This is a genomic window from Paenibacillus sp. J22P169 (genome assembly GCF_059691995.1).
In genome coordinates, this window is record NZ_JCAUAO010000006.1 from 227958 (window position 1) to 253563 (window position 25606).

Here is a 25606-nt window from a genome sequence, read left to right on the forward strand (position 1 = left end):
GTGTGGTCCCCTTTCGACAGGCAGTATTCGCTATTTTACCACACCCATTTCTGAAAACGAAAAAAGAGAGGGGTGAAGTTAACCCTTCACCGCTCCCGCTACCATACCTTTTGTAATTTTATCCGCTAGTAAGAAGTACACGATAATAACCGGCAACGCACCCAGTACAAGGAATGCGCCGATTGCTCCATAGTTTACGGAATACTGACTCACGAAGCTGTTCACCCCGAAAGGAAGCGTCTTAAGCCGCTCGGACGAGATAAATGTCGCTGCAAGAATGTACTCGTTCCAGATGTTGATAAAGGTAAGAATACATACCGTCATCATCGGAGGAACTGAAATCGGAAGAATGATACCCGTGAAAATCTTAAAGATCCCTGCGCCATCCACGACAGCTGACTCTTCAATCTCCGCCGGAATGGATTTCATAAAGCCGCTGAGGATGAAAACCGCAACCGGCGTTTGAAACGCGATATAAGGCAGAATGATCGAAAGATGCGTGTTCAAGATGTGCATGTTTTTAAAAATAATCATAAGCGGCAGCAAGGTTGCCTGCATCGGAACCATCATCCCGATGAGGAAGATGACCAGGACAAGCTGACCATACTTCCATTTGAACCGGGTAATGGCAAAGGCCGTTAAGGAGCTCAAGAAGAGCACACATACCATTGTAATTAAGGTAACGAAGAGGCTGTTCTTCAAGTATTGGAAGTAATGTCCCGACTTGATCGCATTCGTGAAGTTGCTCCATTGGAGCACATGCGGCAGTGAGAAGAACCGCCCGGACAGGATTTCCTCATTCGTTTTGAGTGAATAAATGAACAACCACAGGAGTGGATAAACTTGTGTGACCACAAGTAGAGATAGAAACACGATAACAACAGCTTTTAGGATAGAGAAGCTTTTGCGTCTCCGGATGATGGCAGGTTTAGCCGAAGCTACATCCCTGGCGTTTAACATGGTGACACTCCCCTTCCTTACGTATATTTTTTCTCTAGACGATTGAATATTGAGTTAATAATGACGGTTGCCACGAGACATACCACAACCAAGAAGGCTGCAATCGCGCTTCCATACCCATATTTTAGGGAAAGGAAGGAATTGTTGTACATCAAAGTGGAGATGACATCCGTTGCATGTGCAGGGCCGCCGCCTGTCATGACCATAATCATGTCGAATGCTTGTAAGGAACCGATAAAAGCAAGGACGATCGATATTTTGAAAATCGGAATATTCATAGGGAAAGTGATATACCAGTCGGCTTTAAGGCCTTCTGCTCCATCCAGACGCGCAGCTTCATAAATATCAGCCGGAATGTTCTGAATACCAGTAAACTGGATTAATGTGTGATAACCCAAGTACTGCCATAGGGCTACAAAATAAAGGGAGTACATAGCAATTTTCGGATCCGTTAACCATGATCTCGTCCAGCTATGTAAGTTGAGCAAATCTAGAACTTGATTGAGCATACCGCCCATTGATGCCGGATTGTAAATGGTCTTCCACAATTGTCCAACGATAACTACTGATAAAATAACCGGTAAAAAGTACGCAGAAACAAGAAAATTCGGTTTTTTGATAAAACGATTCAGTAAAATGGCTACACCCAATGCAATCGGGATTTCACACATGGAAAATACAGCAAACATTAATGTACGTTTCACTGATGGCCAGAAAATAGGATCATGGAAAAGCATCGTGCGGAAGTTCTCTAAACCTATGAACTTCGAAGCGCCAATCCCGTTCCATTCCAGTAATCCACTGTACATGGACACGAGAATAGGTACAAACACAAGACCAACATAAATGATCAAACAGGGCAGTACAAACATGGCAATCGTCCACTTGGAGACTCTTAACACATTCACTTGGCTCGCCTCCTTCATGGGGATATACCCATGGGGAACTTACCTTAGCACCTCCGAGGCACTTCAGGTAAATTCCCTATTGGGCTACTACATTTATTTATTTATTTCTTTTTGTTTGTGTCATAAGCTGTTTGGTGCTCTTTCGCTACAGCAGCTGGATCTGCCTTCTGTACGAAAAGGTTTTGAATGCTTGTTAAGTGGCCTTGAGCTGTTCCTGGGTTCATTGTGTTATCGAACGCAAGATCTCCGCCTTTAACTTTCTTGAACAATCCCAGTACTTCCATTGCCATATCAGAGTATCCAGCAGCTTTGAAGTCGCCATCAACTTTTTGTGCAAGACCTACAGCGCCTTTAACTGCGAAAGCTTCTTTAGGGAAGTTCAACATGAAGTAGTTCAAGAAATCTTTAGTTTCTTTCAAGTTTTTGCTGTTTGCGGAAATTGCGAATGCGCTACCTGGAGCCAACATGAACTCATCTGGGTTACCTTTACCTTTAACAGTTGGGAATTGGAATACGCCAACTTTACCGTTAACGGAAGATGTTTCGATACCGCCAGTTGCCCAGCTACCCATGAAGTACATAGCTGCTTTACCTGTTTTGAACAAGTTCTCACCAGCATTGTAGTCAAATGATGTTGCGCCTTCTTGGAATGCACCAGCTTGAACCAAGTCTTGGAAAGAGCTTACTGCATCTGTGAATGCTGGATCATTGAATGTTTTCTTTCCGTCTACAACGGCTTGCAAGAATCCAGGACCGCCGTTCGTGCGAAGCAATACGTTCATGAATAAGAAGGAACCTGTCCATGAATCTTTTTCACCGATCGCCATTGGCTGAATGCCTTTGCTTTTCAATGTTTTAACAGCTGCAACCATATCTTCGAATGTTTTTGGTACTTCAACGCCAGCTTGTTTGAACAAGTCTTTGTTGTAGTAAACAACAGCAATGTTGTTACCATCCGGCAATGCATAGATGTTGTTGTTGAATGTATACCAGTTTAGGATACCTTCTTGGAATGTACCTTTAAGTCCGTTTTGCTCAACCATGTCATTCAAAGGAGCGAATAGGCCTGCATCAACGAATGGTTGCATTTGAGCTGCTGGGTTCACGACAGTGATGTCAGGAACTTCTTTGGAAGCTGCTTGTGTTTTCAATTTAAGTTTTTGTTGATCCGTGTTCAAGGAATCAAGTTCGATCTTGATGTTTGGATTTTTTGTTTGATAGTCGTTTACGATTTTCTTCAACATACCGTTTTTCGGATCAGTAGGATCCGGATATATGTTTTGGAACGTGATAGTAATGTTCTTCCCTGTCGCTGGCGCCGTTGTCGCTCCTGCTGCTGGTGAAGTTGTACTCTTGCTATCTCCACCTGAACCACACGCTGTTAAACTAATGGCTAGCAAGCTTGCTGCAATGACTTGTAGTGACTTATACTTTTTCACCAATGTAAATCCCCCTCGTTTGAGTGAATGTCTTTATGTTCCTATTATGCCGTGTAATTGGCACCCCTTACAATGCGTGAACTTTAGGTATGATGTTTGATTTCTATAGATTTATCTACTCAAATAACCTTCCCAAGTGGTTGTTTTTTTATGAGTTACACCATACTACGATCCCTATTCCAGGTAAAAAGACACGAAAAAGCGATCCCTCCTCAGCTCACGCTGACTTGGAATCACTTGGTTAGAATGGGTATTTTAGTAGGCCTTTGGTACCTCTACACGGTTCGTAATCCCGTCTTCGGTGAAATAGATATGGACGTCAAAGCCTTGATCATCCATAAAATACGACACATATTTCGGTTCGCCGTGCTTGATCGGCACAAGAAGCGTCGCGATGCGGTGGCTGCGAGCTGATTGCGTGGTTGCCTTCAAATGATAATGCGGCGGTAACCCTTCGATCTCAGATTGATCAATGTCGGTGAAGCTTTGATGCTGTGAAAGTGCTAGTTCACCTGACGAGCAGTAGACGAAACGACCATCCATATCCGCTTTACGGCCTTGGACCTTGAACGTTTGTCCATTCAGCTTCATTTCATACAACGTCTGGAACAGCCAGTCAACAGTGCCCTCTTGTGTGAGATCTATATGATCGACGACCACAACGTAAGTACCGAAGAAGTACAGCTCCCGGACATACCGTTCCAAATACGGTACGTATTCTTGGTATGCCGCGGTTGCGTTAGCACGGGAATACCCGTAACCCTTGCGTTGTTCGGCAATCTCAACGAACCCATTGGCCGCCATATTCAGCACTTTATTTTTCTCCGCATATTGGCCTAGACCGTCGATCAAGATGTTATTCGTCGATCGCGTCTGCCTGCGCCAATTCATATGCATGGTGGAGCTAAACGCTACATAGTAGCCGCTCTCGATAGCCAACGGCTCACCATAGGCATGCAGCAAGAAGCCATTCTGGTCACCATGACTATGGCTGACAGAGCCATATTTGCTGCTCTTCGTGAGGAGCATGATGTGACGTTCGGGGTCCGCCATATTGGAATGGAAGGCTACCCAGTCGATGTCTCGGAACCATTTGACGGACTGAATGTTCGCATCTGTAGGTGCGATTGCTTCAACCTGCGGAAAGTCGTGACGGTACACCATTTCATCGAATCGGAAGTCCCACCAACCATAGTTGTAAAACTTCATTTCCGAATCAGTATCGATTTCACGGACACGCTCGAAATACCACTGATACAAACCGTTCCCAGTAACACCGGCAAATTGACGGATGTTGAAGCCTGTTTTCAGACTGACGGGATCCCCCAATGTCGACTGATCGCCAAAGCTTGCGCGTAGGGTATCTGGACTGAACGCATAGAGCGGGAAATCGCCTGTTTTAGCGAAAAATGGTCGTTTATAAAAGTTAATGCCTGTATATTTCTTCAGCAAATTCATCGCTTCCGTGACAAACGCCATTCCCGTCGTCCAATACATAGGACCTTCAGCCCAGCCTCCGTCCGGTCCGCCCCATGGCGAGTACAGACAAGCGTAATATTCAAGTGTATAGTCTAACCACTCTTGTACTTCCGGCTCTTCCTGCAAAAGCACAATACAGCAAGGCACAAGAACGCTGGATAAGGATCGCACGGCATGGCTATCGAACGGTACGTGATGGATTTTGGAGTGCTCAATGACGTGCTGCGCGATTTGACGTGTACGTTCGAGAAGAACGTGGCGAATTTGCTTGCGTTCATCTTCAGATAGTTGGTTATAGAGCCAGTCATAGCCCCAAGCGATTGCTCCCGCCATTCGGAAAGAAGCTTCATCGTTATAGTCGCGGCTTGTCGTGCCTCTAATGTCCCACGTACAGATGTGGAGCAACCAAGTTTTGGCACGATTTAATAAGGTTTCGTCATTTAAAAGCTGACCGGCTACGGCAAGATGACGCACCGCATAGACTGCTTCTTGCGTGTCCATATACATTTGACGCCACAGCTTGGCTACTCGCTTATTTCCTGGGTAATGAAGCGGCTCCGCAATGAGGTCTCGTTCGATCCATGGTCTAACAGACTTCTCAAAGAATACATTGAATTCGCAGTAGTTTGAATCACTCGCTAATTCGGAGCGGAAGGCTTCTACCTCGGAAGCTTGGAGCCATAATCTTGGATGCTGGGCTGAAACCTCTGAGTAACGCTTAGCTCTGCTTGGCAGTGGTGTTTCCGGCAAATCGGCCGGTACTTCGAAGCGGCGAACGCAGCTCCATGCCGTTTGCTCGCCATTTTCTTCGAGCAACGCATAGCGCCAGTAGTATGTTCCCGCCTCAAGTGCCGCATCAGGTGTATATAAATTATAAGGAATGGGTTGAATGGTTTGTGTTTCTGCCGGCGAGAAATACTCCGATTGCGCAATCTGCAGCACGTAACGATCATGCTCCAGCTGTGCCGGAATCCACGTAAAGCGTGGCGGGTTTTCCAGCAACACCGTCTTCTCATTCGGCTCGTATTGTACGGTTAACACACCGCTCTGCGGTTCGTAAAGTGGAGATAATGTCATGGGAATTTCCCCTCCAGGCTGGGTTCTGTAGTGAGTTCAACATCATTGCTGCGCGTCGCGTATGTCTCCCGAGTGACAAATTACAAGATTTGTAATCCTTTATCTGTCATTAGAACGCGGACAGAGGCACCTGACCGATCAGGCACGGTAATTCTGATCTCATTATCCGTATTCTGTGAAAGCTGAACAGCACTTCCCGCACGATATACATGTATGAAATCCGCCTTACAGTCATTCCTGCGATGAAGCATCGCTGTAAGTGAGCGACTAGGATCAATCGCATCGCCTGGTGTCTGTACGGCCACGACCTCGTCGCCTGGCTGAACAAGCGCGGAATGGAAAATGGCAGCATCAGAGTCATTGAGCTTGTAAGAAACCTGAAGATGTGCCGCTCTGTTAGCTTCAAGACCTTCATTCGGTACGTATTGGCCAACGATGGGCAGCTGTTGCTCCTTGAGTGTGGTTGTTTCCCCCACCTTCTCAGCAATAAGCAACTTGTACGCAGCTTCTGGGCTAAGCGGTTGTTGCTTAGCCTCTATCGCTACTACTGGGTGCATCCACCATTCAATCGCTTGTGGTTGTTCCCCGGCAAGCTCGACTTGGAACCAATCCAACATCCACTCACTTGTAAGCAGCAAATGGCGATTCATCGTACAGCCTTCATAGCCTTCTGTCGATTGAATCCACGCATACACCGAAGCTTCTGTTGCTTCGTGATGTTTCAGGCGCCCTTCATGCGGCGCTTGAGAATGACCAGCCAGCGAAACGGTGTTGTGGCTGGCTGTCTCTGCGAACCACGATCTGCGCATGGACGAGCCGTAAGGCACCATCCCGAGATCGGGCGTCAAGGTTTGATCCTTGTGCATCAACGTAAGATGCAGCTTGTCGTAGTGGCCATGGGAACCGCCGTGCTCGCCGAAATCGGCGAGGAACGACAGCGGGTTCCCCGCCATGCGGCCTATGACGAAGCCGGCATCCGGCCAGAGCCGCGAGCTGCGCGGCTCTGCCTCAGCAGCGCGGTTAGCGCCTCCGCCATAGAGCAGCGCTTCCAGCTGCTCGTCCCCGGCGGCGCCTAGCTGCCGGTACGCTTCGCGCAGCACCGGTGCGAGACCCGCGATGCCGTAGATCGTGAGCCCCTGCTCAGCGATCTCGGCGATCTCGCGAGCGTAAGGGCCCCGCGCAAGCGGCCCGTCATGCAGGGCCGGCAACGCGCCCTGCTCGTCGGCCAAGTCGGCCAACGCTTCGAGCATGCCGCGCATGGACTGCCCCTCTGCGCCAGTCGTGGCGTAGAGATCAATATGGAATCGCTGCGCCATTTCGGCAGCGATGAGATATGCACGAAGCACGAATACATGGTAATACGTGCTTCCTTCGAATTCGAATTGATCGGCTTTCACGCCGATGGACAGATGATGAATGAAGCCGCCTTGGCCTTCAATTAGCGCTTCTAGTGCAGCTTGCTCGCCTCGAGCCGCATATACACAAGATAAAGACGCATTCAGCCAAGCGGTATAGTTGTTCTCCGCATTATTCCGCTCATGAATTAAAATATGACGGTACTCTTCCATACTCCCCGCCAATAAACCTAAGAACACGTCAATCGCTACTTGCTCCTTCGCATCAAAGGTAATACCCTCATCGCGAAGAAGCAGATAGGCGCGTATCAATGTGGTAGACCAAATCGCCTCGGTTAGGGCTTGGTGGAACGTGCGTCCCTTCAGCATCCAGCTCTGCGCTTCCGGATGCACCGGATAGTGCGGGAACTGCTCCGCGTACTCGACAAGCAAGCGTTTACTAATCTCTGCATAGGATACGTTGCCCAGTGCCGCATAAACGGCAGCGGATTGCAACGCCACTCGCGCTAAGGACTGATGCTTGAACACGAGCCAAGCACCGCGATATGCTTCGCCTGTGATCACACAACCGTGCGGGCATAGAAATTCTGAAGCATCTACACGACTCTCGTCGAACAACAGTTCGGTATGATGGTGTGGACAAACATACTGGTGCCACCAACCCCCAGGTTCTTTAGGAATGACCAGGCTGCCTGCTTGCTGCAGCCTGTCGATTTCTTCTTTCAGCCTTTGGGCGGTTTGACCCGCCCACGACATTGTCTCTACTTTTGCGCCTAATGGAATCGCGGTAATCATCGCATCATCATCCCGCCGTTGATTTCGATCGTTTCACCTGTTACATAAGCAGCTAAATTGGAAGCAAGGTATAGAACTGCTCCCGCCACATCATCCGGTGTTCCTTCACGTTGTAACGGAATGCCATTGATCGTTGCTTGGCGCGCAGCATCTGTTGTGAATGTCGCATGGAACATGGTATTGCCGATAAAACCAGGAGATACGTTGTTCACTGTGATGCCGCTAGCAGCAACTTCCTTCGCAAGACCTTTGGAGAACGTTAGCACAGCTGCTTTACTTGCAGCATAAATGCTGGATCCTGGTCCGCCGCCGTTATGAGCTGCAACCGATGTCATGTTGATGATACGACCGCAGCCTTTCTCTTTCATGCCAGCAAGCACTCGTTTGGACACGAATACCGTGCTTTTCAAGTTCACATCCATGATGCGATCGTACATCTCTTCAAACATGTCAGCATTCGGTACACGCTGTACGAGGTGACCTGCGTTATTCACAAGGATATCGATCGTTCCGCCTAGCGCCTGCTCAACTTCAGTTACAAGTCTATCGATTTGCTCTACATTCGTTACATCGGCTTGTACAAGTACCGCTTGCCCGCCCAATGCTTGGATTTCAGCAACAACTTCCTGTCCTTGCGCTACATTGTTCAAACAATTCACGCCAACTTTCGCACCGTTACTAGCCAAAGCTAGTGCAATCGCGCGCCCAATCCCTGCATTAGATCCTGTTACAAGTGCAATTTTCCCTGTTAAGTTGATGTTCATTGTGATATCCTCCCATGGATGTAAATCTATTATTTTTATTTGAATCGCTGCTAGTGCAGCGTAACTACCTGTAGTTCTAATGGACACGAACTTCGCTATTGGTATCAGGTGTTCCCGCTCTTTGCATCCGCGTCACCACTCACCCACGCAGCCGTGGCCGCACCGTCTCCGGCATCGTCATCGTGACTCTGGTGCCGCGTCCCCACTCGCTGTCGACGGACAGCCCGTAGGCTTCGCCAAACACCATTTGAATCCGTCGGTGGACGTTCATCAGACCAATACCACCACCACGCTTGGTCCCGGTGCTCGCTTCTTCCGGCTCCGCCAAGCGGTTCTCCTCCAGCTTCCTGCGCAGTTCATCGAGTCGTTCCGGCAACATGCCTGTGCCATTGTCCTCTATGAAGACCTGGAACAAGCCGCCCTCTTTGCGGGCATCAATACGAATTTTGTGATGCTCCTCCACCCCATCCGGAAAAGCATGCTGAAAAATATTTTCAATCAACGGCTGCAACGTCAAGCGAACCATCTTCTCGAGCAGCAGGCTCGGTGGGATCGCAACGTCAATCTCGAATTCCCGCTCCGTTCGATGCTGCAAAATAATCATGTAGTTCCGCACATGATTCAGCTCATTCGCAACCGTGATTTCCTCCAGGTTGGTCTGAACGGAGTAGCGGAGCATGAAAGCCATCGCTTCAACCATTTCCGTAATCTCACCGGAATCTTGAACAATGGCGTAACAGTTAATCGTTTCCAACGTGTTATATAGGAAATGCGGGTTAATTTGCAGCTGGAGGGACTGAAACTCCGCCCGCTGACGTTCAAGCTTGGATTCGCCAAGCTCCAGGGCATTCTTTTGCTGTTCCAGCTCGGCCTCATATACCCGCTCGATCATATCGGACAAGCGCGTTACCATCAGGTTGTAACTATGAATGAGTCCACCCATCTCATCTGTTCGACCTGCGTCTTCGATATACTGCCAGTTCCCTTTCTCCGTTTCCCTCATGCTGTCTTTGAGATCCCGAATCGGCCTAATGATGGAGCGACCAAATCGTGAAGCAAGCCAAAGCGCAGCAGCCAAGGTAACGAGACCCACGAATATTGTCGTTGTCCGAATGGTATTAGCGGGACGGCGAAGCTCCTCAACGGGCATGGATGCAACAAGATTCCAATCCGAGTAACCAGACTTTCGAGACACAAACATACGTTCTTCTCCATTGTATTTGGACAAAAACGTTTGATTACCGCTCGACAGCACTTGAGAAGCAAGCTCGTCTTTCGGTTTGCGCTCACTCATTGTCCGCGGATAAATGTAATTACCCGCATCATCCACGATGAAGAAAAACCCCTCTTTCCCCAAGCTCACCCGATCCCAAGTCTTCGCAAGTTCATCTAACTTGATCTCAATAGCCACGACACCACGGTTCGCATCCCCATACGAAGGACCTCTTACCTTGCGAGCCATTGTGACAACGGATCCTTGATCCACAGGCCGGATACTCAAGTTGAGCAGCGCAATTTTGCCATCGCCAGGCGTTGATTTCATCAAATTTTCGTATTTCTCACGCACAAGCACAGGATCAAAATTCAGCAAGTTCTGGTTCTCATAAATAACCGATCGACCATGCTGACCTACGACATAGGCCATATTTAACTGTTTGTATAAGGTAATGATGGACGTGACCGAAATACGGGCGAATTCCTTGATTTTATCCGAATACACATAATACTCATACGAATCATCCGGCTTAATTTCCATGAACGCTCGCACGTCGGAATTTGACGAAAAGGCATTGCTGAGCAGCTCATACGCCTGTAAATAGCTATCCGTTTGATAGTTCGCACTATCGACCATCTGCTCCATATATTGCTTCACTTGATCATCCAGCGCTCGCGAAGATTGCCAGTAGGAAACAGCCCCAACAGACACCAACGAGAGCACAATAACGATGAGAAAATACGCATAAATTTGACGCGAGAGCGACTTTCTCTTCATTAACGGATCCCCATTCGGTGACGGTATTCCGAGGGCAGACAGCCTTCATACTTTTTAAATGTTTTTGTAAAATGCGGATGATCCGCATACCCAACCTCACCGGAAATATCAGTAATGCGCCAATGCGGCTGTTGCAGCAGCTTCTTCGCCTTTTCCATACGGCGACGTGTCCGATACTGAACGAAGGTTTCTTGTGTATTTTGCTTAAATAATTGGCTAAAGTAAGAAGGGTTCAACCCAATGAATTCAGCTACTTCTTCTAAAGAAACTTCTTCAGCCAGATGCTTCTCCATGTACTGCTTCGCTTCTTCAACAGGATCCTTTTGCTTGCCTTTACGCTTGCTCTTGAGCTCTTGCAGCAGACCATTCACAGCTGTCGTAAACCACAGCCACACATCCTCCTCGCTTAGCGAAGCGGAAATCTTCAACTCTTCCTGAATCACATACACATCACGAACGGTAAGCCGCCCATGCACAAGTGTATAGATTTCCTGCACAATATCACTGACGCGGTTAAGCTTTAATTTATAGGTGCCCAGCTCAGATTGGATCTCCTCTAAAACACGTTCAAGCTCCTCTTGCTGCAGCATCCACACGGCTTGTTCAAGACGAGTAGCCCAGCCTTCCAGCTTGGTAACGGCGACAAAGGACTCCGAACTTACCTTGCTTTTGTTCACAATGAGCTTCTCCAACACCTGCTTAAATCCCTTAATGTTGACCGGCTTTAGTAAATATTCTTTCACGCCGTAAGACACGCACTTCTGCGCATATTCGAAATCCCCATAACCGGAAATGACGACCACTTGAATGTCGGCATCCATCTGGGCAATTTGAGCGCAAAGCTCGAGACCATCCATCTTCGGCATCCGTATATCTGTGAATAGAAAATCAGGTCGTTCCTCCTGAATCCGCTGCATTGCGACAACACCATTCTCAGCCGTTCGCAAGCTTTCAATGGGCAGCTCCGATTGTTCCACAAGCTTCTGTAATCCTCGGCGTATCATCGGTTCGTCATCGACAATGAGTATGCGGTACATGGGGAACTCTCCTTTCAAAACCTGATGAAATGCACGCTCCCCACGTACCGTTGGGTACGTGAGGAGGCGGCATGCTCAGGAGCTGAGCTTATTTTCTTGGCATCGACACAGTCGTACCAGAATCTTTGCTATTAAATTTCTCATTTGCTTCCTTGATTACATCATTTCCACCTTTGGACTTCCACTCTTCCAACACTTTCGGCCAGTCGGAAATCGGTTCTTTTCCGTAAACCATTTTAACCATGTGTTGAAGAAGTACAGGAGGTGCTTGGTCAGAAATAGGTGCAATGTCAGGATTCTTTGCTAATGAGTCCAAACGAGGTTCGAATTCGATGCCATCGCGGCCTTCATTTTTCAAAGTTGTATCGAAAATATTCATCAACTTCTTACCTTCATCAGTCAAGCCAAGTGTCCCTTTATTATAAGTTGTATCTTGAACCATCCACAAGAAGGATTGACGGTAGCGCTCTTCATCTACAGCTGCCGTATCGGTTGGCTGTTTGTACTCGATTTTGCCATCTTTTTCTGTGTACGTGTCGCCTGCAATACCGAATGTGAAGAATTTCTCTGCTTCAGGAGACATCATCCAGTCGAAGAATTTGATGATTTGCTCAGCATTTTTCACATTTTTGTTAATGAAATAAGCGCGCGGTGCTGCTCCATACAGGTAGTGACCACCTTTGCCATCTGGTCCTGTTGGTGCGGAAATGATCTCGATGTCACCTGCTGGCACGTTAGCTTTCAACTGTGTTTCCCATTGCAGCATTTCATTCGCGTTCATGGACCACATACCCGCTTTACCAGCAAGAATCGTGTTCTTGAACACTGTTGCGTTGATCGTTGCGAATTCTTTATTGATCAAGCCTTCGTCAAACATCGTTTTGTACGTTTGAAGAGCTTTCATCATATTTTCTGTATCATAGAATTTCGGCAATACTTGATCGCCTGACTTCTCAAACATGGACAAGTAAGGGTAGACGTCATAAGCACCGAAGAAGGAATCAGCGTACTTGAAGTTCTCACGACCCATATAAGGGTTCTCTACGCCCATTTCCTTGAACTTGCGAAGTACTTTCATGTACTCATCAACCGTTTTCGGAACGCCTAGGCCTGCTTTGTCCAGCAAGTCTTTACGAACGAAGATCGCACGGCGGGATGGGTTGGACAAGTATTCAGGAATCGCGAAAATTTTACCTTGATACGTCACTTTATCCCAAGCTTCTTTAGGCACTTTTTTCAGCAAATTCTGACCGTGTTTCTTAAGCAAATCATCAAGCGGCATGAACACGCCAGCTTTCACGGAACCTGCCATTTCTTTACCGTTTACACCGCCATTAGCCTGAACAACATCAGGAATGTCGTTCGTTGCAAACATTTGGATCATTTTCTGTTCATATTCTTTGTGTGGAACAAGCACGATATTCATATCTGAGTTCGTTAGCTCTTCAAGCTTCTTCACCCATTTGTCTTGATTGATATCAGGCGATTTCTCAACATGTCCGAATGCTAGTGTACGCATGGAGATGGAGAATTTCGTTTTTTCTGCAGGTTTAGCACTTGCTGCGCCAGCTGCGCTTGATGCAGGTTGATCATCTGTTTTCGCGCCGCAAGCAGCCAACATGGAAGCCATTAAAACGGTAGCCATTGTGACCGGAATCCATTTTTTCATTTCTACCCCTCTTTTCATCTCACTAAGTTATGAACACTTCCTGCTCTCATTGTAAAAGCGTTTACAATTCACTGATATGGACTGTCTTTAGTTTGGATTGTCTTTTTTTTAGAATTTTGTAAATATTGATCATTTCAAGCAGATTATGTCTAGGACTTCACCGATCCAACCATCATACCTTTGACGAAATGACGCTGTAAGAATGGGTAGATGATAATAATCGGAAGCGTCGCAATGATAATGGTAGCCATTTTAATACCCTCTGGGTCCATATGGGCAAGCCCGCTGAATTGAGCGGCATTCGGATCGATACTAATATCCTCGGATACAATCAATTGACGCAGCTTGACTTGAAGTGGCCAAAGGGCCGGCTTATTTACGTAGTACAATGCGCTTTGATACGTATTCCAGTGGCTGACCGCATAGAAAATCCCTAGAGAAGCCATAACCGGTTTGGATAGAGGCAGCACAATGTTCCAGATCATTCTAAGCTCAGAACATCCGTCGATACGTCCGGAATCAATCAATTCACTCGGAATTTGCATGAAAAACGACCGCATAATGAAGAAGTTAAAGGCGCTGATCGCACCTGGAATCATTAAGGCCCAAAGTGAATTGGTCAGGTGTAAATTTTTCATCAAAATAAAGTTAGGAATGAGTGGCGCTGTGAAGACCATCGTAATCAAAACCATAATTACGACAGCATTACGGCCAGCATACTCAGGGCGCGACACCGGATAAGCCAGTGAGGCGGTTGCAATCAGATTGATTAGTGTACCCAACACCGTAATATACACCGTTACTCCGAAAGAACGCCAGATTGCCGCATCACTAAATACATATTGATAGTTGATTGATGTAAATTCAACAGGCCAGAACAATACCTTCCCATTGACAATAGCTTCCGAGGAACTGAACGATTGAGCCAGCACGTTTAAGAACGGCAGGAGCATCGCTAGCGATAAAAGAGAAAGAAATAATATATTGAAGCCGTTGAACATTTGCCAGCCGGCTGTCGGCTTGCGATTCATATAGCGTTCACCTCCGTCTTAGTACAAGCTTTCACCCGTTGTTTTTTTGCTTAGAACATTACCTGTTACGATAAAGATCACGCCTACTACGGCTTTGAAAAGACCAATCGCAGTTGTATAACTAAATTGTTGAGATAGTAATCCTTGGGTATAGATGTACGTATCTAGAATTTCACCGTTATTTTTGTTTAGCGGATTCAAGAACACGAAAACACGTTCGAAGCCGAAATCTAAGAATTTACCAATATGAAGCAGGAATAGAATCATGATCGTAGGCAGCAACGATGGGAGCGTAATCGAAATTGTTTGTCTCCAACGGTTAGCGCCATCCACCTCAGACGCTTCATATAAATCGGGATTAATCCCAGCTAAAGCCGCTAAGTAAATGATGGTTCCATACCCGGAATCCCGCCAAATTCCCGAAGAAATTAGCACGGTACGAATCCATGATTCTTCACCTAAGAAATAAATAGGTTCAAAGCCTAACCAAGTAATGAAGTGGTTGACAGCCCCCGTAGACGGTGAAAGAATGCCAATTGCGATCCCGCTCACGATAACCCAGGACAGGAAGTGAGGCATGTATACGACCGTTTGAAGCACACGCTTGTACACCACTAGGCGAAGTTCGTTTAATAGTAAGGCGAGAATGATTGGCGCTGGAAACCCTAGCAGCAAATCATAAACACCGATGAGTACTGTATTCTTCAAAATATTGATAAAGTCATAGTGTGCAAACATCCGTGTAAAATGTTCAAGACCTACCCATTTGCTGCCTGTGAAGCCATCGAAAATGTTGTAATCCTGAAATGCAATAACAGAGCCTAATAATGGTACGTACTTGAAAATAATAAAATAAATAATGCCCGGCAGCGATATTAGATATAGTGCCCTATACTTCCAAAACGTTCGCAGCAAGGCCTTACCCTTACTCACCTGCGCACGCTGATTCATTTGCTTTACCGCTTGTGCGTTGACCGCCATCCTCTGGCCCCCCTCACTTATCTTCGTCGATGTTATAGGTCTATCGTACCCTGATATAGCGCTTTCAACTATGGAATGGCTTTTCACTCACTTGTGTTTTTTTTAGGTTTTTGGGGCTGCGAGGGACAGAACAGGTCCTACCACCCTCGGTCCCCACCCGTTGAGTTTAACTGGAAAAACTCCAACTAATCTCGTCGAATCAGCCGAAATTTGCTGATTAGCTGGAAAACCTACAGCTAAAATAGCTGAAATCAGCCACTTCAACGAAATCTGGTGAAATTAACTACAGGAAATCCAGTTAGTTTATCTGATGTGGGAAAAGTGGCAAGATTAGCTGTAGTTTTTACAGTTAATGCGCGGGTTCCTAGAGAAATTATATAATTGCCCCCTCGCAGAATACGCTTAGCGGCCCAATATTAAATTTGTTTAAAACACGCCTGCACCAACAGCACTTTTAAGCACAACAACTCACTATTACCCTACTAATACTCACTAAACTCACCATTTACTTGCCCCGCGTAAGTACATTAACTGCTCAATAGTCCGCAATCCCACCAACAAGCTAATCTATTTCCAACTGCCGTCGAATTTAACTGGAAAAACTCCAACTAATCTCGTCGAATTGGCTGAAATTTGCTGATTAGTTGGAAAACCTACAGCTAAAATAGCTGAAATCAGCCATTTCAACGAAATCTCGAGAAATTAACTACAGGAAATCCAATTAGTTTGTCTGATGTGGGAAAAGTGGCAAGATTAGCTGTAGTTTTTACAGTTAATGCGCGGGTTCCTAGAGAAATTATATAATTGCCCCCTCGCAAAATACGCTTAGCGTCCCAAAATCAAATTTGTTTAAAACACACCCGCACCAACAGTACTATAACGCACAACAACTCACTATTACTCCACTACTACTCACTAAAACTCACCATTTACTTGCCCCGCGTAAGTACATTAACTGCTCAATAGTCCGCAAACCTACCAACAAGCTAATCTTTCTCCACCCGCCGTCGAAATTAACTGGAAAACCTCCATCTATTCTCAACCAAATGAACAAAAATAGCCGATTAGCTGGAAAACATACAGCTAAAATCCCTGAAATCAGCCACTTCAACGAAATCTGGTGAAATTAACTACAGGAAATCCAGTTAGTTTATCTGATGTGGGAAAAGTGGCAAGATTAGCTGTAGTTTTTACAGTTAATGCGCGGGCAGAATACGCTTAGCGGCCCAAAATCAAATTTGTTTAAAACACACACGCACCAACAGTACTATAACGCACAACAACTCATTATTACTCCACTACTACTCACTAAAACTCACCATTTACTTGCCCCGCGTAAGTACATTTAACTGCTCAATAGTCCGCAAACCTACCAACAAGCTAATCTTTCTCCACCCGCCGTCGAATTTAACTGGAAAACCTCCATCTATTCTCAACCAAATGAGCAAAAATAGCCGATTAGCTGGAAAACATACAGCTAAAATAGCTGAAATCAGCCACTTCAGCGAAATCTCGAGAAATTAACTACAGGAAATCCAATTAGTTTGTCTGATGTGGGAAAAGTGGCAAGATTAGCTGTAGTTTTTACAGTTAATGCGCGGGTTCCTAGAGAAATTAGATAATTGCCCCCTCGCAAAATACGCTTAGCGTCCCAAAATCAAATTTGTTTAAAACACACCCGCACCAACAGTACTATAACGCACAACAACTCACTATTACTCCACTACTACTCACTAAAACTCACCATTTACTTGCCCCGCGTAAGTACATTAACTGCTCAATAGTCCGCAAACCTACCAACAAGCTAATCTTTCTCCACCCGCCGTCGAAATTAACTGGAAAACCTCCAACTAATCTCGTCGAATTGGCCGTAATTTGCTGATTAGCTGGAAAACATATAGCTAAAATAGCTGAAATCAGCCACTTCAACGAAATCTGGTGAAATTAACTAGAGGAAATCCAGTTAGTTTATCTAATGTGAGAAATTCCGCAAAATTAGCTGTAGTTTTTACAGTTAATGCGTGGGCCCAACAAATCAAAAAAGCCCTCCCACACAAATACCACGTGTGGGAAGGCTTTATACGTGTTACGCCGTGCGACTTTCCGTCGACACCTTGTGCGCCGTGACGCCGCGCTTCGCCCGTAGTGCCTCTGGCATAGCCAGCAACGCAGGCAGCAGCATCGGCAGCAAGATGAAGCAGAGCACGATGAGGCCAACGATCACGGCCACAGCCAGCTCGATCAACAGAACGAGGCCGGATGGTACAAGTGTGGCGAAGGTTCCGCCAAGGATGACCATCGCCGAGATCACCACGCCGCCGATGTGCTTGGCGGCTTGAACGATCGCTTTCGATGGCGATAGCTCGCCAAGCTCTTTGTAACGCATCATCAGGAAGATGCTGTAGTCGACGCCAACAGCAATAATAATGATGAAGGAGAAGAACGGTACGAAGGAGGAAACCCCGTCGGCACCGATGATTTTATCCGTTACGACATTCGTCGCCGTCATCGCCACATAGTAGGAAATCACTAAGCTCAAGATGATATAGACGGCTGGCCAGAAGGCTCTAATGACGAACAACAAGACGATGAACACACCGATAATTACGATAATCGCGGTGCTATTGAACGACTTCAGCTGCGCCTTATTCGTGTCGTACGTCGTCGAACTCGGTCCCGCAGCACCGACCTTCGCATGCTCGAGCACCGTGCCCTTCACGCTGGCTGCCAGCTCTGCGTTAATCGCTTCAATCGTATCCATCGCAGCCGATGAATACGGATCATCCTTCAGGATGACGATCATCTTCGTCATCATCCGATCCTTGGACATGAAGCTGTCCAAGGACTTCCCGAAATCCGCACTCGACAGCGCTTCTTTCGGGATGAAGAACGTCTTCGAGCCGTTCAGCTGCGTCAAGAACTGGCTCGTTTTCCCAAGCCCCTCGGACACGTCACCGAGTCCGTTGCCGCTCTGACCAAGGCCGTCCTTTAGCTGGCCCATGCCGCCGCTGAGACCCGACAAGCCTTCGCTCAGCTTCTGCTGACCGTCTTTGACGCTGCCTAGCGCAGCGTTCAGCTTCGCCATGTTGGCAGCGATCTCGTGGCTGCCCGCGCTGCCTTGCTTCAGCCCTTTCGCGAGCTCACCCGCCCCGCTCTCCAGCGAAGCCAACCCTGCCGCTAGCTGCGCTTGCGCGCCATTCACTTGCGCTAGGCCTTGCGTCGCCTCGGCAAAAGCACCGTTCAGCTTGGCAGCGTTCTTGCCAAGCTCGCCAAGTCCTCCGCTCAACTGCGTCAGACCGGAGGCAAGCCCTTCGCCCGTTTGCTTCAGCTTGATGTAGTCAGCATCGGTCGCCAGCTGGCTGTACTTGCTGCCAAGCCCGCCAATCAGCCCATTCATGCCGACAAGTCCTTGCTGAATGCCCGCAAGCTGCCCCTCAATTTGGCCGTAGCCATCTGTCATGGCGCTATAGCCTTGCCCAAGCTGTGTCAAACCATCAATGATTTTCCCCGTATTGCTCTCGACTTGCGACATGCCATCCTTCAGCGCAGCAATACCCGTACTTAGCTCACCAGCACCACCGGCACCCTGTGCGATGCCGCTAGCCACCTGATCCAGCGCAGTCGTCAACTTGCTATAACCATCCTGCACTTGACTTGTGCCATCTACAAGTTGCCCTACACTTGACGTATCCGGCGCTGCCAGCTTGCTTTGCATCAGCGTAAGTCCGTCGCGAATTTGGTTTACCCCGTTCTGTGAAGCGGTAATGCCGTCAGCCACGGTTTTCGTTTGGCTAGAAATATAGAAAGCATCAATCGGCTCCGATTGCGGCTGCGTTACGCTTGATACTTTAGCGACACCAGGTAAGCTCTTCAACTTCTCCGTTACCTTATCGATCGCTGCTAAGCCATCATTCGTGTTAAGAGGTTTGTCATTCTCCATAACAACCATCGTTGGCAGCGCCTGACCACGGCTGAAATGCTCCGCAACAAGGCTGAAGCCTTTGGTGGATGGGTGATCATTCCCCAACTCCTTCAACTGGTCAAAAGACAGCTTCTGATGATTCGCAAGAGCAAGCGGAATCGTTATAATCAGAATGATTACCGTCGTAATAATCGGTCTTTTCACCGCAATTTTCGTCAAACCCGCCCAGAATTTACTCTCCTTATGCCCCGTTGTTCCTTTGGAAGGCCAAAAGAGCTTATTCCCGAGCATTTTCATGAAAAATGGCGTTACCGTTACGATTTGAAGCAGGAGGATCGCTGTACCAATCGCAACCACATTCCCTGATTGATAAATACCGAAATCGGAGAATGTTAATGCGGCAAACGCAATAAACACGGTCAAAATACTATAGAAAATCGTTTTACCCGCTGTACGGTAGGTCACACCGATTGCTTCATCCACAGATAAGCCATGGGATAATTCCTCTTTGAATCGATTAAATAAGAGAATGTTATAATCGGTACCAATTCCGAAAAGAATCAAAATTAACAACATTTGCGTGACACTCGTCACTGGGAAATTGAACTTATCGATAAGCTGCGCGGCAATCCCCATGGACACGAGGTACGAAATACCAACCGCTAGCAAGGAAACAACCGGAATAATAACAGATCGGAACATAATCACCAGGACAGCTAGGATGAAAATCACCGTTAGCGCAGCACTTTTTTCAACACCGGACTCGGAAACTTTAATATAATCATCCTGGATAAAATCCTCCCCAGAGAGGTAATACTCCACCTTCATGTCCTTCAAAACATCTTCAAATTCCACTTTGATGTCTTCGACGTGACGCCCTCTTTTATCCAAAGAGAAACTCGCCATTAAGGTGGTGCCATCCTCAGAAATCAGCGATGACTTCGCCTCAGGCATAGTAAACGGATCGATCAATTGATCGAATCCAAGCTGATCTTGATTTTTTTTCATATTCGTAATGCCAGCTTCGATCGCCTTCATATCCGCATCCGACAGCTTGTTTGGGTTATGGAAAACCACGATATCACTCGTGCCTTCAACCCCATTGATTTTGTTCAAAATCGCTGATGCAACCTTAGACGGCGCATCGCTGCGCAGTGGATCTTGCCCTCTTAAGCCAAGGATCGCATTCACATTCGGTTGGAAAACCGTCAGCAACACCGTCGCCACCAACCATGCCGCCAAAATCGCCCAGCGCCATTTAATAATTGATTTCATCTCTCTCTTCTCCTCCACTTGCCCAACCGATAGTAAACAAGCGTTCATTATTGGGCCAAAAAATTTTAGGACTGGCTAAGCTTTATTTTTTCTGAAATACCTGTGCAATACAGGTACAACAGTTCATCAACTAGCATTTTGATCGTATCGCCATCCTCATGGTCCCGCAAAATAAGACAAATACTCTCAATCATTGTTGTCGCAATCATGCGCGCAGCTAACTGATCCTTCTGTGATAGCGTGCCTGATGGCGCCAATTCGGCTGTAAATACTTCCGAGATAATCTGATGCACCAATGAAATCATATCTTGTTTGGCCGAAGCAAATCGAGAGCCTTCACTCAGATTAAGTAAAATCGTAAGCTCCGTGCTGGACTCCTTGAAAAGCAGCATCAGAGAAGCATCAATTCGACGAAGGATTAGTAAATGATCGGATAAAGCCGTACAAAGGGTATTATCCACCTCTTGCTTGCAGACCCGCAGCACTTCGGCTAATTGCTCCTGTATGGGTTGAATGAGCTCATCGAACAGATCATCCTTGCTCTTGAAGTAGCGATAGATATTGCCAGGTGTTATGCCTGCGGCATCTGCAATTTGCCGAATGGAGGCTTTCAGATATCCATGCTTCTTGAACTCGGCCATAGCCGCTTGGCGGATACTCTTTTTGACTTCATCTTTTAAAATTTGCATTAATAAACACCCGTTCACTTTTTGACATCATAGTAGGATTATACAGCGCCCACTTGGGCATTTCAACGCTATTTTGATAAAAAAAAAGAGTCCAACCTGCAGATTATCACAGGTCGGACACAAGTTTCTTATTCAACATCTACAGCTTTAATAATACGCGGCTTCACTTTCACGCGGAATTGCTTCAAATCCTTGAACTGAATGAACTTTTTGGACTCCTCGTTCCAGATACGGAATTTCAGAGATTCCAAGCTCGTTTTCAGTGTAATCGTCTGCACATTGCGAAGTGCTGCGTTCTTGTTGTGAACCTTTTGCAAATGATAATTAGGAACGCGCGGGCTTAAATGATGAATATGGTGATATCCGATATTGCCTGTGATCCAATGTAGAATACGCGGCAAATTGTAGAACGAGCTGCCATGCATCGCGGCTTTGACATAATCCCATTCTTCATCGTTCTCGTAGTACGTTTCTTCATAGTTATGCTGAACGTAGAACAGCCAAATTCCCGCCATACCTGAGAAGAAGAACATCGGTCCTTGAATAAGTAGGAACGACTGCCAGCCAATGCCCCAACAAAGCAACGCAATGCTGCCCACAATACCGATATTAGTGATATACGTATTCATTCTTTCTTTCATGCCGACATTCCGGCGGTTAAACCGGTAATCAATTAAGAAGATGAAGATCGGTCCGATAATAAACATCACAAACGGACTGCGGTACAGGCGATATGTCATTCGTTTGAGCCATGTTGCTTGCATATATTCATCCACGGTTAGCGTCCAGATGTCACCAACGCCTCTTTTATCCAAGTTGCCACTAGATGCATGGTGAACAGAGTGTGTATGGCGCCACTGATGGTACGGCACGAAGGTTAATATTCCGGTTAGTGTGCCAACAATTTCATTGGCGAGTTTGTTTTTGAAAAAGGATTTGTGACAGCAATCATGAAAAATGATGAAAATGCGGATCAAAAATCCTGCGGCAATTAGATCAATCACGAAAGTTAGCCAAATAGAAACGGAAAGACTTAGAAAAGCAAAATACCAAAGCACGAAAAAGGGTCCCACTGTATTGATGATTTGCCACACGCTATGCTTCATATGTGGTCTTTCGAAAGGCGCGATATCTTTCCGCCACCCACCCTTATCCTCATGCTTCATCCTGTTAGAACTCCCTCTCTCCGTGTCGTGTCGGATCTTGTAAGTTTATATCCCTTGAAGTAGTACGTGACGAATCGAAATAAGTTCCCGTTATAGGATAACAAATATTACATAGCTAACTCATCATACGTGGGTAAACCCTTTTTGTAAAATGCAATATAAGTAATTGTTATAAAAAAGAGACGAATCGCCTCTCGTTCTGCATTAGAACGAAGCTATTCGTCTCTCCTTCATTTCGGTCGATCTATTGAAAAAAGCTCACCAAGCTTCGCATACGAGTTGCCCGCTAACCGACTCACAGGCTTCACCTTCTGCGGATCAATGTGTCCGTTGTCAACTAAGTTGCCATCGATGTGAAAATAAACGACACGTCCGATTAACAAATCTGTCGCGGGTGCATCCGGTGTTCCGCCGAGCGGAATCGCCTGCTCGAGGACGCATTCCATGCGGATGCTCGCTTCGGCTATGCCAGGAACCGCGATGTGGCGGCTCGCGACAGGCGTTAGTCCCGTCAGCGTCACTTCGCTCTCCTCTGGCGGCAATGCAGCGGCGCTCTGATTGATCTGGTCGATATAGGATTCGTCTGCGATGTGCACGACGAATGCTCCTGTATCGACCGCATTGCGGGAGGTGTCCTTACGGACACCTGACTTCCGCTGCACGGAGACGGCAACCATCGGGGGATCCGCCGTCACGATGGTGAAATAGCTGAACGGAGCTGCGTTCAACACGCCATCAGCCGATAAGGTCGAAACAAAGGCGATCGGTCGAGGAATAATGCTGCCAATGAGCAGCTTGTAGTTCTCTCGCTCGCTTTGTACGGATGGATCAATACCTAACATTGTCATTGTGACAATCCCCCTCTGTATCTATTAGAGTGAGAGCCCTTTGAGCCAGTCTGCTGCTGCCAAAACCTCTGAGCGGGTCAATTGGTGGCCAGCATTCTCCCAATGTACATGGACATCCGAGCCTGCATCACTCAGTAAGCGCTCAAGCTCCTCTGACTCCTCTGGGGAGCAGATCGGATCGTTCTTCCCTGCGCCAATGAAGACAGGCGTATCTGTGAGATCTGGCAGTTGCAGGCCGCGAATCGGCACCATCGGATGATGCAAGATAGCTGCCCGGAAAGCATTCGGGTAGTGAAACAAAAGGCTGCCCGCGATATTCGCGCCGTTCGAGTAGCCGATCGCAACGACATTACTGCGATCGAAGCCATGCTCTACCGCTGCTTCGTCGATGAAATCGTACACTTCCTTCGTGCGGAAGATGAGATCCTCCTCATCGAAGATGCCTTCAGCCAGCCGACGGAAGAACCGCGGCATGCCATTCTCTAGGACATTCCCCCGTACACTAAGTACGGAGGAGGTTGGTGAAATCGCCTGCGCCAAAGGCAGCAGGTCTTGCTCTGTCCCGCCCGTTCCGTGAAACAGAACGAGCACGGGTGCAGTCAGATCAGATCCTTGCTGATAGATATGTCTCATTGCCCATCACCTTCCAATACCCGCACTTCAATCGGCGGAAGATTTTTCACGATTTGATCGCGGCTTGCTTCAAACCATTCCGGCAGCATTAATTTTTCGCCAAGCGCCTCTGGCGCCTCATCTCTTGCAAAGCCTGGAGGATCGGTAGCAATCTCAAATAGGATGCCGCCTTCTTCACGGAAGTAGATCGCATTGAAGTATTGACGATCTACGATCGGGGTAGGGTGGTAGCCGTGACTCGCTACATGACTTCTCCAGAGCGCATGCTCGGCATCATCTTTCGCGCGCCATGCGATATGATGCACCGTTCCCGCTCCACCAGCGCCGTAATCCATCGGCGTTACGTTGATATCGACGATGTTGCCTAAGTCGCCGAAGGAGGAATAGCGTGCATAGGCACCTTCTTGCCCTACTTTTTGCAGACCCATAACGTTCACGAGGAGCTCCGATGTTTTGTCAGGTGCAGTGCTGTAGAGGACAGCGCCTCCGAAGCCTTTAATCGCTTTTTCCACTGGAACACCGCCAAACGCCCATTGACTTGGCGCGCCTTGTTCGCGCTCGACGATTTCAAGTCTCAGACCGTCTGGGTCTTTGAATTGCAGATAGGTTTCGCCGAATCGAGCATTTTTCTCATAAGCGACCTCGAATTTCGCTAGACGTGCTTCCCAGAAAGAAAGACTACCTGTTGGCACTGCGTAAGTCGTAATGCCGACCTGACCGCCGCCGACCCGACCTTTACGGGATCCCGCGTATGGGAAGAAGGTAATGATCGTGCCTGGGCTGCCTGCTTCATTACCAAAATAGAGATGGTAGACTTCCGGCGCATCGAAGTTAATCGTTTTTTTGATCATACGAAGTCCTAAAATACCTGCATAGAAATCAACGGTTGCCTGTGCATGTTGAACGAAAGCGGTGATGTGGTGGATACCTGCGGTTTGTTGTTGTGTTGTTGTCATAATAGCCAACTCCTTCATATTTAAGATTCTTTATTTTAAGATACTAGATCTGGGTTGATACGAGACAAGAAATGAGGGACATTTCTACTATTTAAATCCCTCTTGCGCATACCTGCCAAGCTTCTTCAGCAGTTGACTCGCGACCTTCTTCTCTTCGTCCGTCAGCCCCGCCACTGCCTGCTCGATCACTTCGGCGTGCTTCGGAAATACATCCTCAATAAATTGTTTCCCTTTTTCCGTTATTTCAGCAAAAATCAATCTGCGATCTTCCGTCGATGTATTGCGTATAACGAATTCCTTTTTCACTAGCTTATCGACGACATAGGTAATGTTCCCACTACTCATCAATACCTTACTGCCAATTTGTTGAATCGCTTGTGCTCCCTTGTGGTAAAGCAGTTCCAGTACACCAAACTCTGTGCGGTTCAGTCCATGCTTGCGAATATCTCGGTCCCCGTGGGCGTTCACCCACTCACTCGCTCTAGAAAGGGCGATATAGAGATCTAGAGAATTATTTCTTGCTTCGCTCATGTTGCTTCACCTCGTTTCTTGTTTGCCTCGTTTATCTTAATTTAAAGATACTTTATTTTGAGATAAAAGTCAACAGCTATTTTAAATACAACCTTATC

The 25606-nt window shown here is 47.1% G+C and carries 18 protein-coding genes; all 18 read right to left on the bottom strand.

Annotated elements, in window-relative coordinates; translation table 11 throughout:
- Positions 1-78: 78 nt before the first annotated feature.
- The 18 genes from AC58QG_RS25220 to AC58QG_RS25305 all read right to left on the bottom strand — a co-directional run bounded on the left by AC58QG_RS25220 (position 79) and on the right by AC58QG_RS25305 (position 25508).
- Positions 79-960 (bottom strand): carbohydrate ABC transporter permease, encoded by an 882-nt coding sequence (locus AC58QG_RS25220; protein ID WP_497364856.1) that lies wholly within the window; start codon positions 958-960, stop codon positions 79-81.
- Between the two features lie 17 nt (positions 961-977).
- On the bottom strand, positions 978-1868 hold the full coding sequence (locus AC58QG_RS25225; protein WP_497364857.1) for a carbohydrate ABC transporter permease: 891 nt from the start codon (positions 1866-1868) through the stop codon (positions 978-980).
- A gap of 101 nt (positions 1869-1969) precedes the next feature.
- Positions 1970-3310: an extracellular solute-binding protein gene (locus tag AC58QG_RS25230; RefSeq protein ID WP_497364858.1), complete on the bottom strand. Its 1341-nt coding sequence runs from the start codon at positions 3308-3310 to the stop codon at positions 1970-1972.
- A gap of 252 nt (positions 3311-3562) precedes the next feature.
- Entirely contained in the window at positions 3563-5863 is a 2301-nt protein-coding gene (locus tag AC58QG_RS25235) for a DUF4962 domain-containing protein (protein ID WP_497364859.1), read from the bottom strand.
- An 80-nt stretch (positions 5864-5943) separates the two neighbouring features.
- A complete protein-coding gene (locus AC58QG_RS25240; RefSeq protein WP_497364860.1) occupies positions 5944-8013 on the bottom strand; it encodes a heparinase II/III domain-containing protein in 2070 nt (689 codons plus the stop codon).
- Positions 8010-8777, bottom strand: coding sequence for an SDR family NAD(P)-dependent oxidoreductase (locus AC58QG_RS25245; protein WP_497364861.1), 768 nt, complete (start codon positions 8775-8777; stop codon positions 8010-8012). Before AC58QG_RS25245 ends, AC58QG_RS25240 begins: the two co-directional genes overlap by 4 nt.
- 139 nt (positions 8778-8916) lie before the next feature.
- Positions 8917-10770, bottom strand: a complete 1854-nt coding sequence (locus tag AC58QG_RS25250) for a cache domain-containing sensor histidine kinase (RefSeq protein WP_497364862.1) — start codon at positions 10768-10770, stop codon at positions 8917-8919.
- Positions 10770-11807: a response regulator transcription factor gene (locus tag AC58QG_RS25255; RefSeq protein WP_497364863.1), complete on the bottom strand. Its 1038-nt coding sequence runs from the start codon at positions 11805-11807 to the stop codon at positions 10770-10772. Before AC58QG_RS25255 ends, AC58QG_RS25250 begins: the two co-directional genes overlap by 1 nt.
- A gap of 88 nt (positions 11808-11895) precedes the next feature.
- Positions 11896-13476 (bottom strand): extracellular solute-binding protein, encoded by a 1581-nt coding sequence (locus AC58QG_RS25260; RefSeq protein ID WP_497364864.1) that lies wholly within the window; start codon positions 13474-13476, stop codon positions 11896-11898.
- 149 nt (positions 13477-13625) lie between these two features.
- Positions 13626-14507, bottom strand: a complete 882-nt coding sequence (locus AC58QG_RS25265) for a carbohydrate ABC transporter permease (RefSeq protein ID WP_497256339.1) — start codon at positions 14505-14507, stop codon at positions 13626-13628.
- Positions 14508-14525: 18 nt separating this feature from the next.
- Positions 14526-15458, bottom strand: a complete 933-nt coding sequence (locus AC58QG_RS25270; RefSeq protein ID WP_497364985.1) for an ABC transporter permease — start codon at positions 15456-15458, stop codon at positions 14526-14528.
- 2116 nt (positions 15459-17574) lie between these two features.
- Positions 17575-20685 (bottom strand): MMPL family transporter, encoded by a 3111-nt coding sequence (locus AC58QG_RS25275; RefSeq protein WP_497364865.1) that lies wholly within the window; start codon positions 20683-20685, stop codon positions 17575-17577.
- A 65-nt stretch (positions 20686-20750) separates the two neighbouring features.
- On the bottom strand, positions 20751-21374 hold the full coding sequence (locus tag AC58QG_RS25280) for a TetR/AcrR family transcriptional regulator (protein ID WP_497364866.1): 624 nt from the start codon (positions 21372-21374) through the stop codon (positions 20751-20753).
- Between the two features lie 128 nt (positions 21375-21502).
- Positions 21503-22540 (bottom strand): Delta(5) desaturase DesA, encoded by a 1038-nt coding sequence (desA, locus tag AC58QG_RS25285; RefSeq protein WP_497364867.1) that lies wholly within the window; start codon positions 22538-22540, stop codon positions 21503-21505.
- A gap of 230 nt (positions 22541-22770) precedes the next feature.
- Positions 22771-23382, bottom strand: coding sequence for a flavin reductase family protein (locus AC58QG_RS25290; protein ID WP_497364986.1), 612 nt, complete (start codon positions 23380-23382; stop codon positions 22771-22773).
- A gap of 30 nt (positions 23383-23412) precedes the next feature.
- Positions 23413-24021, bottom strand: coding sequence for an alpha/beta hydrolase (locus AC58QG_RS25295; RefSeq protein WP_497364868.1), 609 nt, complete (start codon positions 24019-24021; stop codon positions 23413-23415).
- Positions 24018-24977, bottom strand: a complete 960-nt coding sequence (locus AC58QG_RS25300; protein WP_497364869.1) for a ring-cleaving dioxygenase — start codon at positions 24975-24977, stop codon at positions 24018-24020. The genes AC58QG_RS25295 and AC58QG_RS25300 overlap by 4 nt, the downstream gene beginning before the upstream one ends.
- Before the next feature lie 87 nt (positions 24978-25064).
- Positions 25065-25508, bottom strand: a complete 444-nt coding sequence (locus tag AC58QG_RS25305; RefSeq protein WP_497364870.1) for a MarR family winged helix-turn-helix transcriptional regulator — start codon at positions 25506-25508, stop codon at positions 25065-25067.
- Positions 25509-25606 lie beyond the last annotated feature (98 nt).

Coding starts and splice junctions, on each gene's coding strand:
- AC58QG_RS25295 (WP_497364868.1), bottom strand. CDS start 24,021: ATGAGACATATCTATCAGCAAGGATCTGATCTGACTGCACCCGTGCTC.
- AC58QG_RS25250 (WP_497364862.1), bottom strand. CDS start 10,770: ATGAAGAGAAAGTCGCTCTCGCGTCAAATTTATGCGTATTTTCTCATC.
- AC58QG_RS25280 (WP_497364866.1), bottom strand. CDS start 21,374: ATGCAAATTTTAAAAGATGAAGTCAAAAAGAGTATCCGCCAAGCGGCT.
- AC58QG_RS25220 (WP_497364856.1), bottom strand. CDS start 960: ATGTTAAACGCCAGGGATGTAGCTTCGGCTAAACCTGCCATCATCCGG.
- AC58QG_RS25240 (WP_497364860.1), bottom strand. CDS start 8,013: ATGATTACCGCGATTCCATTAGGCGCAAAAGTAGAGACAATGTCGTGG.
- AC58QG_RS25270 (WP_497364985.1), bottom strand. CDS start 15,458: ATGAATCAGCGTGCGCAGGTGAGTAAGGGTAAGGCCTTGCTGCGAACG.
- AC58QG_RS25260 (WP_497364864.1), bottom strand. CDS start 13,476: ATGAAAAAATGGATTCCGGTCACAATGGCTACCGTTTTAATGGCTTCC.
- AC58QG_RS25290 (WP_497364986.1), bottom strand. CDS start 23,382: ATGTTAGGTATTGATCCATCCGTACAAAGCGAGCGAGAGAACTACAAG.
- AC58QG_RS25265 (WP_497256339.1), bottom strand. CDS start 14,507: ATGAATCGCAAGCCGACAGCCGGCTGGCAAATGTTCAACGGCTTCAAT.
- AC58QG_RS25235 (WP_497364859.1), bottom strand. CDS start 5,863: ATGACATTATCTCCACTTTACGAACCGCAGAGCGGTGTGTTAACCGTA.
- desA (WP_497364867.1), bottom strand. CDS start 22,540: ATGAAGCATGAGGATAAGGGTGGGTGGCGGAAAGATATCGCGCCTTTC.
- AC58QG_RS25305 (WP_497364870.1), bottom strand. CDS start 25,508: ATGAGCGAAGCAAGAAATAATTCTCTAGATCTCTATATCGCCCTTTCT.
- AC58QG_RS25255 (WP_497364863.1), bottom strand. CDS start 11,807: ATGTACCGCATACTCATTGTCGATGACGAACCGATGATACGCCGAGGA.
- AC58QG_RS25275 (WP_497364865.1), bottom strand. CDS start 20,685: ATGAAATCAATTATTAAATGGCGCTGGGCGATTTTGGCGGCATGGTTG.
- AC58QG_RS25245 (WP_497364861.1), bottom strand. CDS start 8,777: ATGAACATCAACTTAACAGGGAAAATTGCACTTGTAACAGGATCTAAT.
- AC58QG_RS25300 (WP_497364869.1), bottom strand. CDS start 24,977: ATGACAACAACACAACAACAAACCGCAGGTATCCACCACATCACCGCT.